This is a genomic window from Bacteroides cellulosilyticus DSM 14838 (genome assembly GCF_000158035.1).
GTDB classification, from domain to species: Bacteria; Bacteroidota; Bacteroidia; order Bacteroidales; family Bacteroidaceae; genus Bacteroides; species Bacteroides cellulosilyticus.
In genome coordinates this window covers 1,346,246-1,360,420 of the sequence record NZ_EQ973490.1, presented here as the reverse complement: position 1 = coordinate 1,360,420, position 14,175 = coordinate 1,346,246, and the positions used below count along the sequence as shown (strand labels likewise).

Here is a 14,175-nt window from a genome sequence, read left to right as displayed (position 1 = left end):
TTCCCGTTATTTATTCATATACTTATTTAGGCTGTTTGCCAATGTAAGCCAAGATACCACCGTCAACGTAGAGTACGTGACCGTTTACGAAATCAGAAGCGTCGGAAGCCAGGAATACGGCAGGACCCATCAAATCTTCAGGAGTACCCCAACGTGCAGCCGGAGTCTTAGCAACGATAAATGCATCGAACGGATGACGTGAACCGTCAGCTTGCGGTTCGCGAAGCGGTGCAGTCTGCGGAGTAGCGATGTAACCCGGGCCGATACCATTACACTGGATGTTGTACTCACCGTACTCGGAAGCGATGTTACGAGTCAGCATCTTCAATCCACCCTTGGCAGCAGCATAAGCAGACACAGTCTCACGACCCAATTCACTCATCATAGAGCAGATGTTGATAATCTTGCCGTGACCTTTCTTTATCATAGAAGGGATAACAGCCTTGGATACGATAAACGGAGCGTTCAAGTCTACGTCGATCACCTGACGGAATTCAGCAGCAGACATTTCGTGCATCGGAATACGCTTGATGATACCTGCATTGTTTACCAGAATATCGATCACGCCCACTTCTTTCTCAATCTGGGCAACCATAGCGTTCACCTGCTCTTCATTTGTCACGTCGCATACATAACCTTTAGCATCGATGCCTTCAGCTTTGTAAGCAGCCAGACCTTTGTCCACTAATTCTTGTTTGATGTCGTTGAACACGATTTTTGCACCGGCTTGTGCATAGGCAGTTGCCAGAGCGAAGCCAATTCCGTAAGAAGCACCGGTTACAAGTGCTACTTTGCCTTCTAATGAAAAGTTTACCATAATTTATTTACTTAGGTTTATTAATAACTTGTTTCTAATTACGATTCAAAGTCTCGGTTTACTCAATTTATTACTTCAGGTCGGTAATCAAAGAGAAGTCCTGATCTCCATAGTCCAGGTTTTCACCACCCATACCCCAGATAAAGGTATAGTTATGAGTAGCGGCAGCAGAATGGATAGACCATTCGGGAGACAATACAGCCTGGTCACCCTTCATCCATACGTGGCGGGTTTCGTCAACTTCGCCCATGAAGTGGCAAACTGCATGTTCTTCGGGTACTTCAAAATAGAAGTAAGCTTCCATACGACGGCTGTGCACATGTGCCGGCATCGTATTCCATACGCTACCCGGAGCAAGTTCCGTCATACCCATCTGCAACTGGCAGGTAGGCAATACCTGATTCACCAGCATCTTATTTATATTACGATGGTTGGAACCTTCCAGGCTACCCATTTCAGCAACTACGGCATCAGCCTTCGTCACTTTCTTATCGGGATAGTTGCGATGAGCAGTCAGTGAGTTGAAGTAGAACTTGGCGGGATTCTTTTCATCCTTGCTTTCGAAAGTTACTTCACGATCGTCCGAACCCAGGTAGAGAGCTTCCTTATAATCCAATTCGAATACAGCGTTACCGGCTTTTACCACACCAGGACCGCCTACATTAAAGATACCCATTTCGCGACGGGTCAGGAAGAAAGGAGCCTTCAACGGATCAATAGCTTCCAGTTTCAACACTTCGCCCACGGGCATTGCACCACCTACAACCATACGGTCGTACATGGAATATACCATATTTACTTCGTTAGCAGAGAAGACTTTTTCGATAAGAAAATCACGACGGATACGCTTGGTATCATAACTTTTTGCGTCTTCGGGATGCGCTGCATAGCGAATTTCATAGTTCGTTTTCATAATTCTATTACGTTTTAAAGTTGATAATAATCGGTTATTGGCATACTTCGTTTACGTACACGATGCAAATGTAGCAAAAGAAAACGGAGAAACATTGTGTTTTTGTACCAATTATATAGTAATATTGTTCAAATGGAAGAAAATGGAAGTTCTTTAACAGAAAATAATACAAAAAAAGAGCTCCACAGAGATAATTCTCTATAGAGCTCTTTCATTTTAGTTGTCCTACCAAGATTCGAACTTAGACAAACAGAACCAAAAACTGTTGTGCTACCATTACACCATAGGACAAACTCGGGTGCTTTCTGTTAAAAAGCGGTGCAAAGATAAAAGTATGCCCCGAAATATCCAAATATTTCGAGGCCTTTTTTCTTATTTGCTACTAATTTGCCTTTTATTTGGCTATAATCAGGTAGTAATTCTTCTTTCCGCGCTGCACAAGCAGATATTTTTCATCCAAAAGGTCAGCAGAAGTAATCACTTGGTCGAAGGCTTCCAGCTTCTCTTTATTGAGAGAAACACCGCCACCTTGCACCAGTTTACGCATCTCACCTTTGGAGGCAAAAACAGCTGCATTATCTGTGAACAGATCGACAGCTTTCACACCGGCAGACACAGCATCCTTGGAAACCTCAAACTGAGGAACCCCCTCGAATACAGCCAGCAGGGTATCTTCATCCAACTTCTTCAATGCATCGGAAGTTGCATTGCCGAACAATATATTAGACGCATCCACCGCTGCATTATAGTCTTCTTCAGAATGAACCATAATAGTCACCTCTTTTGCCAAACGTTTCTGAAGAACACGCAAGTGCGGTGCAGTTTCATGCTCAGCTGTCAAGGCTTCGATTTCCTCTCTTGACAGTGAAGTGAATATCTTGATGTAGCGTGCTGCGTCAGCATCACTCACATTCAACCAGAACTGATAGAATTTATATGGGGAAGTATATCGGGGATCAAGCCAGATATTGCCGGATTCAGTCTTACCAAACTTACCGCCGTCAGCCTTCGTAATCAGCGGGCTGGTCAGAGCGAACACTTCGCCACCATTGGTACGACGAATCAGTTCGGCACCTGTCGTGATGTTACCCCATTGGTCAGAACCACCCATTTGCAGTTTGCAACCTTTGGTTTCATACAGATGCAGGAAGTCATAGCCTTGCAACAACTGATAAGTGAATTCCGTGAAAGACAAACCGTCACGAGCCTCACCGTTCAGACGCTTCTTTACAGAATCTTTCGCCATCATGTAGTTCACAGTGATATGCTTACCTACTTCACGGGCAAAGTCAAGGAAAGTGAAGTTCTTCATCCAGTCATAGTTATTCACCAATTCTGCACGGTTAGGAGCATCGGATTCGAAATCCAGAAACTTGCTCAACTGCTTCTTCATACCATCCAGATTGCGTTGCAGGATTTCTTCTGTGAGCAGATTACGCTCTGCCGACTTACCGGAAGGGTCACCAATCATACCCGTAGCACCACCGATCAGTGCCATCGGCTTGTGTCCGCAACGTTGGAAATGACGCAGTATCATTACACTGCAAAGATGTCCAATGTGCAATGAGTCCGCCGTAGGATCAAAACCTATGTATGCGGTCACTTGTTCCTTAGCCAGAAGTTCTTCCGTACCAGGCATCATATCGTGGAGCATGCCACGCCATCTCAATTCTTCTACAAAATTCATCGAATGATTAACTATTTAAATATTTGATATACTTTGTAATTGCAAAAGTACGACTCTTTATCTGAACTAACAACTCTTATTGCCTAAAAAAGATTTCGCTTACATTCTTACGAATCGTTCTCCTGAGTTCCTCAAGGGGAGTTTTACGGAGGATGGCAGCCCGTTCATAAAGCGTATCGACAGATACCGTACTTTCATCCGTCTCGATAAACAACCGTTCAGACGGCATTATACACAACGCTTCCTCCTGATATTTCTCTCCGAAAGAAAGATAAAAACCATGTCGGAGATATTCTTCTGCAAGAGCTGCTTTTCCACGAAACCCGTGAATAATCCACGGTTTCACCGGTTGTATCTTCTGTTTCAGTTTCAGAAGTTCATCTACCGCTTTCACCAGATGAATGATTAACGGTTTATCCGCCTCTTCGGCCAGACGTGCCTGATATTCAAACACTTCTATCTGCAAAGTCAAAGGTGCTTCAGCCAATTTATCCAATCCGGCCTCACCCACAGCCAATACCTGGGGATGGTCCAGTAATTCTTCAAAACGGGCCTTACTGTCATTCAGGGAAGCTGCGAAGGAAGCGATATACCACGGATGTATTCCCACAGAATACCAGCCTTCCGTTTGCGGAACAAACGATTCGGGGAAACAGTTCACAATAGCCGTTCCGGGCACTTGGGGCCGCCGATGTGTATGTATATCAACAGGAATTATCATGCGAATAGTACAGAAAATAGTTTTTTTATGGAACGGGATCATATCCGGAACCTCCCCAGGGGTGGCAGCGCAAAATACGTCGGATTGCCAGATACAGCCCTTTGAACGGTCCATGTTTCTTTATCGCTTCAACGGCATATTGCGAACAGGTAGGAGTGAAACGACATGAAGGGGAAGTCAGGGGTGAAATACACTTCTGATAGAAATAGATGGGAAGCAACAGCAAGTATGAAAGCAGCTTTTTCATGACTGCCCCGCACTACCGGTTTTCTCAGCAGACGTAGCATTTTCTCCGGCTTTCTGAACGGCAACATCCGCCAATACCTTCTCCGTGATACGCGCCAGCGCAACCTTCATCCTTTCCTCTATCTCCACCGAATCGACTAACCGGTCGGAAAGATAAATGAAAGCCACAGCAAGTTGCCGTCCTTCATCCTGAAGCGTCTGCAATAATCCATGCTTATTTTTCCGGTACGCCTCACGTATCTGGCGTTTTACACGGTTACGCTTTACCGCACGTTTAAAACGACGCTTTGACACACTGACAAGTATGGAAACAGGCGCTTCCAACTCCTCTACCGGCAGATATACCACACGCAGAGGAAAGACGGAAAACGAACGTGCGCCGCCTGAAAACATCTTGTCGATGACTTTCTTCTTATCCAGCCTTTCGGACTTGTGCAGGGTATTAAGCATTCTTAGCTACGAGTTACAAGCTACGAGCTACAAGTAGTTCGCAGTAAATAAGTTACGAGCTACAAGTTTAAGCTGTAAATGGCATACTGCTTCCGCATGACATTTGTAGCCCGTAGCTTGTAGCTCGTAACTCTAAAATTATTTTCCTTTGTTATTCTCCTTGATGAACATATCCAGCGCGGCCGTCATAGAAGGCGCCTGTACACTGGGAGCTTCCAAGTCGAGGCGGAGTCCGGCATCACGTACAGCCTGGGCGGTAGTGGAGCCAAACGTACCGATTTTGATTTCTTTCTGTTGGAAGTCCGGGAAGTTCTTCTTCAAAGAAGTCACTCCTGCAGGACTAAAGAACACCAACATATCATAATCAAACTCTTCTTCTGAAGTAAAATCATTACTTACTGTGCGATACATAACAGCTTCTGTGTTCTGTATCTTGTTTTTATCCAAGAGATTCTTAATCTCATCCGTATGTACATCCGACATCGGAACCAGATACTTTTCGGTCTTGTGCTTAACAATAGAAGGCAACAAGTCTTCAAACTTTCCGGTATTACCAAAGAAGATCTTACGTTTACGGTATTGCACATACTTTTGGATGTACAATGCAACAGCTTCTGTCACACAGAAATACTTCATAGTTTCCGGTATGGTTACACGCAATTCTGTACACAGGTGGAAGAAATGGTCAATAGCATGACGCGATGTGAAGATAACTGCTGTGTAATCCAGGATAGACACTTTCTGCTGTCTGAATTCTTTAGCAGATACACTTTCCACCTTAATAAACGGGCGAAAATCAATTTTCACACCGTACTTCTGGGCGATGTCGTAGTAAGGAGATTTCTCTGATGCCGGTTTCGGCTGCGACACAAGTACTTTCTTAATTTTCAACGTCCTAAAAATTTATTATCAAATAATCATTTAGTTGTAACACACCTCGATACATGATAAAACAAGGTATGATTTCAAGGGCACAAAAGTACAAAATTAAAAGCAAAATGCCATATAAATTGCCACAAAAAAGCTTTATCCACTTATATAACATCAATATTTTAGTAAAAAAGACCAAAAATAAACCGATTATCACAGTTGCTTGAAGACTTAAATCGAAGTAAACAAGGAACAAAGCAAACGGGAAAAGGGTAAATCCAAGGTAGTAAAGTAGAGTAGAATAGGACTCCATCCAAAGACCGGTACGACTCGCGTCAAAAAAAATCCAGCCCAGAAAGGAGTAAGTCACCCACTTCCAGAAAAGATAAAGCAAAGCCAGTGCGAGATATGCCCCGAGCAAAACGTAAGGAGAGACGTGTTCGCCCAACTCCGGCCTGACATCAACAAAATAGTTGAAAGTACAGACGGAAGCCAACACACAAGTCTGTAGAATCAACAACAGCATATAGCGCATATCCGTAGCGGTGGTAGCGGCAAAGATGCTGGTTCGTTCACGATTGAGAAGGAAGTCCTTCACCAACTGCACCAGGAACTTGCGACTGCGGGACAATACATAGGCTGACATGAAAAAGCAGCACAACAAGAGCACTGTGATCCCATCGTCCAACTTAGGAGAATAAGGAATGGGTATTCCCTCAAAGCCCGCTATCCATGTCAACAGGAGCCCGATCATATTGCCGCAAACTTACGTATGGAACTATCCCAGACAGGTATGGTATGAATCAGTTCGACGGCTTCCTGCGGAGTGCTTGCTACGTGCCAGATGGCACCATGCTGCTGTCTCATAAAGTTTTCGTCCATAGCACGCTGCAACATAGCCAGGAGGGGATCGAAAAAGCCGTTAGTGTTTAAGATGACAATAGGATTCAGGTAGAGACCCAGTTGTTTCCAGGTGATAATTTCCAGTAATTCTTCCAAAGTGCCGCATCCACCGGGCAATGCGATGACAGCATCGCTCAGATCCGCCATTTTTTGCTTGCGCTGGTGCATGTTTTCCACTTCTATCATCTCCGTAAGCCCCCTGTGTTGCCAGCCTTGTTCCACCATAAAGTGAGGAATAACACCGGTCACCTCTCCGCCTGCCGCCAGCACTGCATCAGCGGTAGCACTCATCAGTCCGATGCCTCCCGCGCCATTTATCAGACGGATGTGGCGCTGTCCCAACAAAGTACCCAATTCGCGGGCTGCTTCAAAATAAGCGGAATCAATCTTGGTGCTCGAAGCACAATATACGCATACGGAAGTTATCTTATTCATGGAAATTGCTATACCTTATATTATTAATGCGCACAAAGGTATGGATTTTCAGCGATATCTTAAAAATATCACTAATTTTGTGAGCACAAAGTACTGCTTTATAAAAAGCCGGAATTGTCAAAGCTCCGAGAAACAATTAACCGGATTTACCATTACCTATTAAAAACATAGATAATTATGATTAAACAAGATTACCTGATACGAATGATTCAAGAGATCATTTCTTTGATTGTGAACGCCCTGCTCAAGAAAAAGAAGTATCGCTGGAATGAATGGACTGAATATGACGGTCTGACCCGGCAGATATTAGGTTTCCCTACCGATGAGCTGTTAAGTATGGATACGCAAGAACTGGTAGACCGGTATAAAGGCGATCCCAACGAAATGGGAAAAATAGAACTTGCCGCCATGACTATGCTGAAGATATCTGATGATATGGAAGCCGACGACTTGCTGCGGAAATCCAAGCTTCATCAGGATGGGCTTGAATTATTGAAGTATGTACAGAAAGAAAGCAATAGTTTCTCTATCCAGCGGGTACAACTGATTAATATGCTGGAGACATCGCAAGCGTAAGGCATACAGTTAAGATGACTTTGTTTCACAGGTGAGGCACTTTTGTTTCACAGGTAAGAAACATTTGTTTCATAGGCAAGAAACTTTTGTGCCACAGGTAAGAAACTTTTGTGCCACTTAACAGAAAATGTATTTTCTTGACTACGAGTCCAATTTCCTTCCACATAAGGCAAAAGACGGGTTATAATCCCCTTCCTATTCAATATCAGGAAGGGGATTTTTCTTTCTATCCGGTGGATTAATCTTATCCTCCTAAAAAAATCCTCCCCGAAAGCAAAATAGTAATCCAGCACAAAGCATTAGCATAGTAATTTTACGCTCAACATCCACTGAATAGACAAATTCACTGAATCATTAATTTTATATATAATTTATTCTAATGCTTATGAAAAATGTATTGAAACTTATTTTTTCTTCTTTGTTAGTGTTCCCATTCACTATGAATGCCCAGCAACAAGATTTTCCGGTAGGAACCACTCCCAATGAGCATAACATCAATGGGGCTGATTATCCCCGCATAGGTGAGGACAGACGTGTACACTTCAGGATACACGCTCCCAACGCCCAGAAAGTAGAAATCAGTTTCCGAGGTGAAATGACCAAAGAGGCAGACGGATATTGGTCGCTCGTATCAAAAGAACCTGAAGTAATAGGCTTCCACTACTATCAGGTTATAATAGACGGAGTAAGTGCCGCCGATCCCAATGGCAAACCGTTCTTCGGTATGGGCAAATGGGTAAGCGGTATTGAAATCCCGGAGAAAGGTGTGGACTACTATTCCATCAAGAACGTGCCTCACGGGCTGATCAGCCAAAGCTGGTACTACTCTGATATCCGCAAAGAATGGCGCAGATGTATCGTCTATACTCCGGCGGAATATGACAAGAACCCTACCAAGAAGTATCCGGTGCTCTACCTGCAACACGGTATGGGAGAAAACGAAACGAGTTGGGCAAACCAGGGCAAGATGAATTTCATTATGGATAACCTGATTGCCGAAGGTAAAGCCAAACCAATGATCGTAGTCATGGACAATGGCAATATCGAGGTGTTTAAGACCAATCCGGGTGAAACTCCCGACGGTGCAAGAAAAAGATTCGGTGCAGAATTTCCTGCTATCTTAGTGAATGAAATCATTCCTCATATCGAATCCAATTTCCGAACACTGACTGATAGGGACAACCGTGCTATGGCCGGACTTTCCTGGGGCGGACTTCTTACTTTCAACACTACCCTGAACAACTTGGATAAGTTTGCCTATATTGGCGGATTCAGCGGAGCAGGCAGCATCGATCTGAAGCAACTCGATACCGTGTACGGCGGGGTATTCAAAAACCGTAAAGCATTCAACGACAAAGTACACGTCTTCTTCCTGGGTATCGGTTCGGAAGAACATCCCGAAAGAACCAAGAACCTCAGTGACGGCTTGCAGGCTGCGGGAATCAATACAATCTATTATGAGTCTCCGGGCACTGCCCACGAGTTCCTGACCTGGCGCAGATGTCTGAAAGAGTTTGTTCCTCTATTATTTAAAACGAAATAATGTATAATCAATAAAACAGACTATAACGATGAATATCTTCCATCGAAAATCATTGTTGGCGGCTTGTATCGCGGCTATGATCGGTTTACATGGCTATGCTCAAAAGAATGAAGCGTCCCCCCGGTTGTCAGACTACTTTTCTCCGGCAACCACGAATACGATGTCACCCGACAGTGAGGGCTTTATCCAGCGCTGGCTGTTGCTGGAACCCATCGACAAGCCCAACCGTTCCAACACGGTCTTTACCGACAGTTACATTCGCGAAGCATTTGCAACGGAATATTTCCCCAATCAATTCACCGTTCTGCCCAAAGACGGGGATAAAGTGAAAGTAGGCAAACAAAAGCTAACCTGGCACGCGCTCGACAGCAAGCTGTTCAACGTGAAGCTCTTCCGTTTTGCCTCCGGCCTGAAGAAACAAGTGTACGGCGTGCTGTTCTGGGCAGTCACATTCATAGAATGTCCCGAAGACATGGAGAACATCCGGATGTCAGTAGGTTCCAACTCCGCATCCATGTGGTGGCTGAACGGTGAGGAAGCCGTAATTCTTTCGGGCGACCGGCGTATGGTCAAGGATGACTGCCTCTCGCGCCGGCTGACTTTAAAGAAGGGCAAGAACATCATTCGCGGAGCCATCATCAACGGTCCCGGAATGAGTGATTTCTGTGTTCGCTTCCTCAATGAGAATGGAACACCCGTTAACAACATTACTATCAGCTATAAATGATCATGAAAACAAAAGCTATACTTCTGGGCACGGCAGCCCTGATGTTTGTATTGACATCTGAAAAAGCAATTGCACAAATCGGCACTCCATACATCCACGACCCGTCCACTATCATGGAGTGCGATGGTAAATATTATACTTTCGGCACAGGTGGAGGCGGATTGATATCTGAAGACGGCTGGACATGGAACGGTGGCGGAGTAAGACCCGGCGGAGGCGCCGCGCCCGATGCCGTGAAAATCGGTGACCGCTACCTGATTGCTTACAGTGCCACAGGAGGAGGACTCGGTGGAGGACACAGCGGTAAAGTATTAACCATGTGGAATAAAACCTTAGACCCCAATTCTCCGGATTTTAAATATACGGAGCCTATAGAAGTTGCCTCCTCAGTGAATGATGAAGATTGCGATGCCATTGATGCCGGACTTCTGCTCGACCCAACAGACGGACGCTTGTGGTTGTCTTACGGCACGTATTTCGGCTTTATCAGGCTTGTAGAACTCGACCCCGCAACCGGCAAACGGATGGAGGGCAACAAAGAAATCGACATCGCCATTGACTGTGAAGCAACCGATCTGATCTATCGTGACGGCTGGTATTATCTTCTGGGAACACACGGCACTTGCTGCGATGGCCCGAACTCTACCTACAATATTGTTGTCGGCCGTTCGCGTAAAGTGACGGGGCCATATGTCGATAATATGGGAAGAAAAATGCTGGAAGGCGGTGGCAAGATGGTGATTGCCGCAGGTAACCGCCAAACCGGTCCGGGACACTTCGGGCTTTTCAAAGTAGCCGACGGAGTAGAGAAGATGTCATGCCACTTTGAAGCCGATTTCGACCGGGGTGGCCGCAGTGTGCTGGGCATACGCCCGCTTTTATGGAAGAACGGCTGGCCCGTTGCCGGCGAGGTCTTCAAAGAGGGAACGTATGAGATTGAATCCGAACGTAGAGGGTATGCCCTTGAACTTGCCGTTGATTTTGTACGTATGGAATATACCAGACACCGCTTCTGGGAAAAAGACGACACGCCCGTCGTACCTTTGAAATCGCAGACGTTGGAAGATGTGATCGGGACTTGGCCACAAGGAAAAATCAACGTAAGAATTGGTGATTATATGTTCCGTCCTCATCAGAAGTGGACCATTACTGCCGTGCCCGATGGAGGCGGATACTTGGGCGGCCCTTATTACAAGATCGTGATTGAAGGAACCAATCGCGCACTGGCCGCCACGACAGATGCGGAAGTCGTGACAGTTCCTGAGTTCACGGGAGCCCCCGAACAACTGTGGCGAATCGACCAGTTGACAGACGGCACCTACCGGATCATGCCCAAAGAAGTGCCGGGAACTGACAAGGAATTGGTTCTGGTATCCGTAGGTGACAGCACTCCTTCTCTCGGCGAATTCGATATGAACAGCGACAATTCCAAATGGAATTTCCGCGATCATTAGGAACAAGCCCTATTACTCTAAAGTACTATTACCGGGTAATTCCACTCAAAAATAACGAATCGGCTCAGGCAACCAATTTGAATTAATAATGCGACTCAGCAGTTGCCTTGCCGATTCAGAATTAAAGAATGAATTGCCTTTCTTTTTATGTTAATCTTAAATAATTGAAAACTATGGAATGTATGTATGATGATGGTTAGAGAACCATTGTAGCGGTAGCTAATGATGAATGAAAAACGCAATTATTAATTCTTAAACTAATTATGATGAAAAATGTAGTCCAGAAAATTCAGAAGATTCCTTTTCTGTTTATGCTTGTGCTTGTGTTTTTTACGTGCATATCAGCATCAGCGCAAATCCAAATCAAGGGTACTGTTGTCTCAGCCAATGATTCTGAGCCAATGATCGGTGTGGCTATTCTTGAAGAAGGAACCAGCAACGGTCGTATTACCGATCTCAATGGTAATTACTCTATTCAGGTAAGTAACAGTAATGCTACCCTTACCGCTTCTTTTATAGGCTACAAAACGCAGACTGTTAAAGTCAATGGCCGTAGCGTAATCAACTTTCGTTTGGAAGAAGATACACAAGTGCTTGATGAGGTTGTGGTTGTAGGTTATGGTGTTCAGCGCAAGAGTGACCTGACAGGTGCTGTTGCCTCGGTTAACTCTAAAGACCTTAAAGGCTTGGCAACAACCGACGCTGCCGCCGCCCTTCAAGGTAAAGCCGCAGGTATTCAAATCTTGAATTCATCAGGTGCTCCGGGTAGCGGTGCTGAAATCCGTGTACGTGGTTATTCCTCCAATTCCGGAAATATTGGTCCTCTCTTGATTGTGGATGGTTTGAAGGTTTCAAGCATCCAGTATCTTGATCCAGGCTTGATCGAGTCTATGGAAGTATTGAAAGATGCCGCATCCGCAGCAATCTATGGTTCTGAAGCAGGTAACGGTGTAGTACTTATCACAACCAAGAATGGGGGAGGAAAAGGTACCGGCAAGATCACATATAATGTACGTTATACTATGAACCAACTTGGACATGTTCCACAATTACTGAATGCGGAAGAGTTCAAGGACTGGATGGGCATGCAAGGATATAACGTCGAGGCTGCCATGTCGGATGCTATTCGCGATTATAATTGGGATCAAAATACTGATACAAATTGGTTCGACGAGTTTATGGGAACTTCTTGGAGCAAGCAGCACTCTCTTTCATTCCAGGGTAGCAATGACAAAGGGCAGTATTTTGCAAACCTCACATACGTTAATCAGGATGGCATCGTAAAAGGCAAAAACGACTACTACGAACGCTTAACCGCTCAGATTAATGCTGATTATAAAATAAAACCCTGGTTGCAGGTAGGTACCAACACTTCTATAGAGAAATGGCGTAGAGGCAGCGTATCAGAATATGGTTACGGCTCCGCTTTTGAAATGCTTCTTGTAATGGATCCTCTGACTCCTACACACTGGACAGACCGCAGTCAATATCTCGCTGCCACAGGTTCTGTTTATGACGCAGTTCAGAATGGAACTTCTGATACAAACTATCGTTTCTACGGCGATGATAGGGGTATGTATGCTACTTCATACTTTAATACAGAACTTGCCGGTGGCACTCCATTTGCACAGCGTGACAAGAATGCTAACAATAAAAATGGCGGCATCAATGTACATAGTACGTTCTTCGCAAACCTGACCCCATTCAAGGGCTTTACATTTACTTCTCGTTTTGGTACTCGCATTACTCAGGGCAATACTTACAGCTACGCAGAACCTTACTATATCACCGGTCGTGTAAGTGATACCAAATACTCTATCAGCCAGACTACAAGCAACGGCCTATACTATCAGTGGGAGAACTTTGCCAACTACATGACTTCAATCGGCAAGCACAGTATTTCGGCAATGGCAGGTATGTCATACATCCAAAGCGAAAGTAACGGCACGACAGCAGGTGCGTCAGGTGAAGAATTGCTTTCTTCATACGAAGAAAATTTCCGTTACTTGGATTGTGTACTTGTATCAGATAAAGTTTCCCGTACATTCAGTGGAACACCGGGTAAGTCCTCAAGCATTTCATACTTCGGCCGTTTAGGATATACTTATGACGATCGCTATAGCCTGCAAGCCAATTTCCGTGCTGACGCATTCGATACCTCAAAACTTCCAGCAGATAAACGTTGGGGTTACTTCCCATCATTATCAGCAGGCTGGACACTCAGTAATGAGAAGTTCTTTAAAAATTTAGTTCCTGATAACATTGTTTCATTTGCCAAGCTGCGTGCATCTTGGGGACGTAACGGTAATATCAATGTACTTAGCGGCTATAAATATTCTTCTTCTATTGCAACTGGTGGCCAGTGGTATCAATATAGTAATGGTACAACTGTTACAAATGGTTCCATGCCAAGCGGTTTAGCTAATCCTAACCTCACTTGGGAAACTTCCGATCAGCTGGACTTCGGTCTTGACTTACGTTTATTCAACGATGCGTTGACAATCAGCATGGACTACTATAAGAAAACGACCAAAGACCTTCTTGTAGACGCTCCATGTCTGCCTGAGACAGGTGTATCTTCACAGATGATCAATGCAGGTGAGGTACAGAACAAAGGTTTTGAGTTTGAAGCAACTTATAAAGGCAACATAGGCAGGCTGAATTACTCAGTATCAGGCAACTTTGCAACATTGAAGAATGAAGTAACTTACCTTGATGACCGTATCACACGTATATCGGGTGGAAGTATAGTAGGTGCAAACAATACTATATACACCAACTTCGAACAAGGCATGCCGGTATGGTATATGCGTGGTTACAAATATATAGGTAA

The 14,175-nt window shown here is 44.7% G+C and carries 14 protein-coding genes and 1 tRNA gene; 5 read left to right on the top strand and 10 right to left on the bottom strand.

The features are described from left to right. Nucleotides 1–22 precede the first annotated feature (22 nt). The 10 genes from BACCELL_RS09590 to BACCELL_RS09545 all read right to left on the bottom strand — a co-directional run bounded on the left by BACCELL_RS09590 (nt 23) and on the right by BACCELL_RS09545 (nt 7,042). Nucleotides 23–817 carry a gluconate 5-dehydrogenase gene (locus tag BACCELL_RS09590; protein WP_007211540.1) on the bottom strand — a complete coding sequence of 265 codons (795 nt, stop codon included), beginning with the start codon at nt 815–817 and terminating at the stop codon, nt 23–25. A gap of 70 nt (nt 818–887) precedes the next feature. Next, nucleotides 888–1,730 (bottom strand): 5-dehydro-4-deoxy-D-glucuronate isomerase, encoded by an 843-nt coding sequence (gene kduI, locus BACCELL_RS09585; RefSeq protein WP_007211539.1) that lies wholly within the window; start codon nt 1,728–1,730, stop codon nt 888–890. A 220-nt stretch (nt 1,731–1,950) separates the two neighbouring features. Then, nucleotides 1,951–2,021 (bottom strand) — tRNA-Gln (locus tag BACCELL_RS09580). Between the two features lie 103 nt (nt 2,022–2,124). Beyond that, complete coding sequence (gene tyrS / locus BACCELL_RS09575) at nt 2,125–3,417, bottom strand: tyrosine--tRNA ligase (protein WP_007211538.1); 1,293 nt, start codon at nt 3,415–3,417, stop codon at nt 2,125–2,127. Nucleotides 3,418–3,493: 76 nt separating this feature from the next. Then, nucleotides 3,494–4,138 (bottom strand): TatD family hydrolase, encoded by a 645-nt coding sequence (locus BACCELL_RS09570; RefSeq protein ID WP_044153557.1) that lies wholly within the window; start codon nt 4,136–4,138, stop codon nt 3,494–3,496. Between the two features lie 25 nt (nt 4,139–4,163). Next, nucleotides 4,164–4,385, bottom strand: a complete 222-nt coding sequence (yidD, locus tag BACCELL_RS09565) for a membrane protein insertion efficiency factor YidD (RefSeq protein WP_007219099.1) — start codon at nt 4,383–4,385, stop codon at nt 4,164–4,166. Further along, nucleotides 4,382–4,834 carry a ribonuclease P protein component gene (rnpA, locus tag BACCELL_RS09560; RefSeq protein ID WP_007211535.1) on the bottom strand — a complete coding sequence of 151 codons (453 nt, stop codon included), beginning with the start codon at nt 4,832–4,834 and terminating at the stop codon, nt 4,382–4,384. The genes yidD and rnpA overlap by 4 nt, the downstream gene beginning before the upstream one ends. Nucleotides 4,835–4,972: 138 nt before the next feature. Further along, nucleotides 4,973–5,725: a uroporphyrinogen-III synthase gene (locus tag BACCELL_RS09555; protein ID WP_007211534.1), complete on the bottom strand. Its 753-nt coding sequence runs from the start codon at nt 5,723–5,725 to the stop codon at nt 4,973–4,975. 4 nt (nt 5,726–5,729) lie between these two features. After that, entirely contained in the window at nt 5,730–6,458 is a 729-nt protein-coding gene (locus tag BACCELL_RS09550) for a DUF4271 domain-containing protein (protein ID WP_007211533.1), read from the bottom strand. Beyond that, nucleotides 6,455–7,042 (bottom strand): LOG family protein, encoded by a 588-nt coding sequence (locus tag BACCELL_RS09545; RefSeq protein WP_007211532.1) that lies wholly within the window; start codon nt 7,040–7,042, stop codon nt 6,455–6,457. Before BACCELL_RS09545 ends, BACCELL_RS09550 begins: the two co-directional genes overlap by 4 nt. 177 nt (nt 7,043–7,219) lie before the next feature. Here BACCELL_RS09545 and BACCELL_RS09540 point away from each other — a divergent pair, with 177 nt between their 5' ends. The 5 genes from BACCELL_RS09540 to BACCELL_RS09520 all read left to right on the top strand — a co-directional run. Continuing rightward, on the top strand, nt 7,220–7,618 hold the full coding sequence (locus BACCELL_RS09540; RefSeq protein ID WP_007211530.1) for a hypothetical protein: 399 nt from the start codon (nt 7,220–7,222) through the stop codon (nt 7,616–7,618). Between the two features lie 385 nt (nt 7,619–8,003). Then, entirely contained in the window at nt 8,004–9,161 is a 1,158-nt protein-coding gene (locus tag BACCELL_RS09535) for an alpha/beta hydrolase-fold protein (protein WP_044153756.1), read from the top strand. A gap of 28 nt (nt 9,162–9,189) precedes the next feature. Continuing rightward, nucleotides 9,190–9,888 (top strand): hypothetical protein, encoded by a 699-nt coding sequence (locus BACCELL_RS09530; RefSeq protein WP_007211527.1) that lies wholly within the window; start codon nt 9,190–9,192, stop codon nt 9,886–9,888. Nucleotides 9,889–9,890: 2 nt separating this feature from the next. Continuing rightward, entirely contained in the window at nt 9,891–11,342 is a 1,452-nt protein-coding gene (locus BACCELL_RS09525) for a family 43 glycosylhydrolase (RefSeq protein WP_044153754.1), read from the top strand. 263 nt (nt 11,343–11,605) lie between these two features. Next, nucleotides 11,606–14,175: SusC/RagA family TonB-linked outer membrane protein (locus BACCELL_RS09520; protein ID WP_007211524.1), on the top strand; the 2,570-nt coding region annotated here is incomplete at its 3' end.

Excerpts from the sequence above, each read along its gene's own strand:
- BACCELL_RS09570 (WP_044153557.1), bottom strand. The coding sequence starts at position 4,138 with ATGATAATTCCTGTTGATATACATACACATCGGCGGCCCCAAGTGCCC.
- yidD (WP_007219099.1), bottom strand. The coding sequence starts at position 4,385 with ATGAAAAAGCTGCTTTCATACTTGCTGTTGCTTCCCATCTATTTCTAT.
- BACCELL_RS09540 (WP_007211530.1), top strand. The coding sequence starts at position 7,220 with ATGATTAAACAAGATTACCTGATACGAATGATTCAAGAGATCATTTCT.
- BACCELL_RS09535 (WP_044153756.1), top strand. The coding sequence starts at position 8,004 with ATGAAAAATGTATTGAAACTTATTTTTTCTTCTTTGTTAGTGTTCCCA.
- BACCELL_RS09590 (WP_007211540.1), bottom strand. The coding sequence starts at position 817 with ATGGTAAACTTTTCATTAGAAGGCAAAGTAGCACTTGTAACCGGTGCT.
- BACCELL_RS09550 (WP_007211533.1), bottom strand. The coding sequence starts at position 6,458 with ATGATCGGGCTCCTGTTGACATGGATAGCGGGCTTTGAGGGAATACCC.
- BACCELL_RS09530 (WP_007211527.1), top strand. The coding sequence starts at position 9,190 with ATGAATATCTTCCATCGAAAATCATTGTTGGCGGCTTGTATCGCGGCT.
- kduI (WP_007211539.1), bottom strand. The coding sequence starts at position 1,730 with ATGAAAACGAACTATGAAATTCGCTATGCAGCGCATCCCGAAGACGCA.
- BACCELL_RS09545 (WP_007211532.1), bottom strand. The coding sequence starts at position 7,042 with ATGAATAAGATAACTTCCGTATGCGTATATTGTGCTTCGAGCACCAAG.
- rnpA (WP_007211535.1), bottom strand. The coding sequence starts at position 4,834 with ATGCTTAATACCCTGCACAAGTCCGAAAGGCTGGATAAGAAGAAAGTC.
- BACCELL_RS09525 (WP_044153754.1), top strand. The coding sequence starts at position 9,891 with ATGAAAACAAAAGCTATACTTCTGGGCACGGCAGCCCTGATGTTTGTA.
- tyrS (WP_007211538.1), bottom strand. The coding sequence starts at position 3,417 with ATGAATTTTGTAGAAGAATTGAGATGGCGTGGCATGCTCCACGATATG.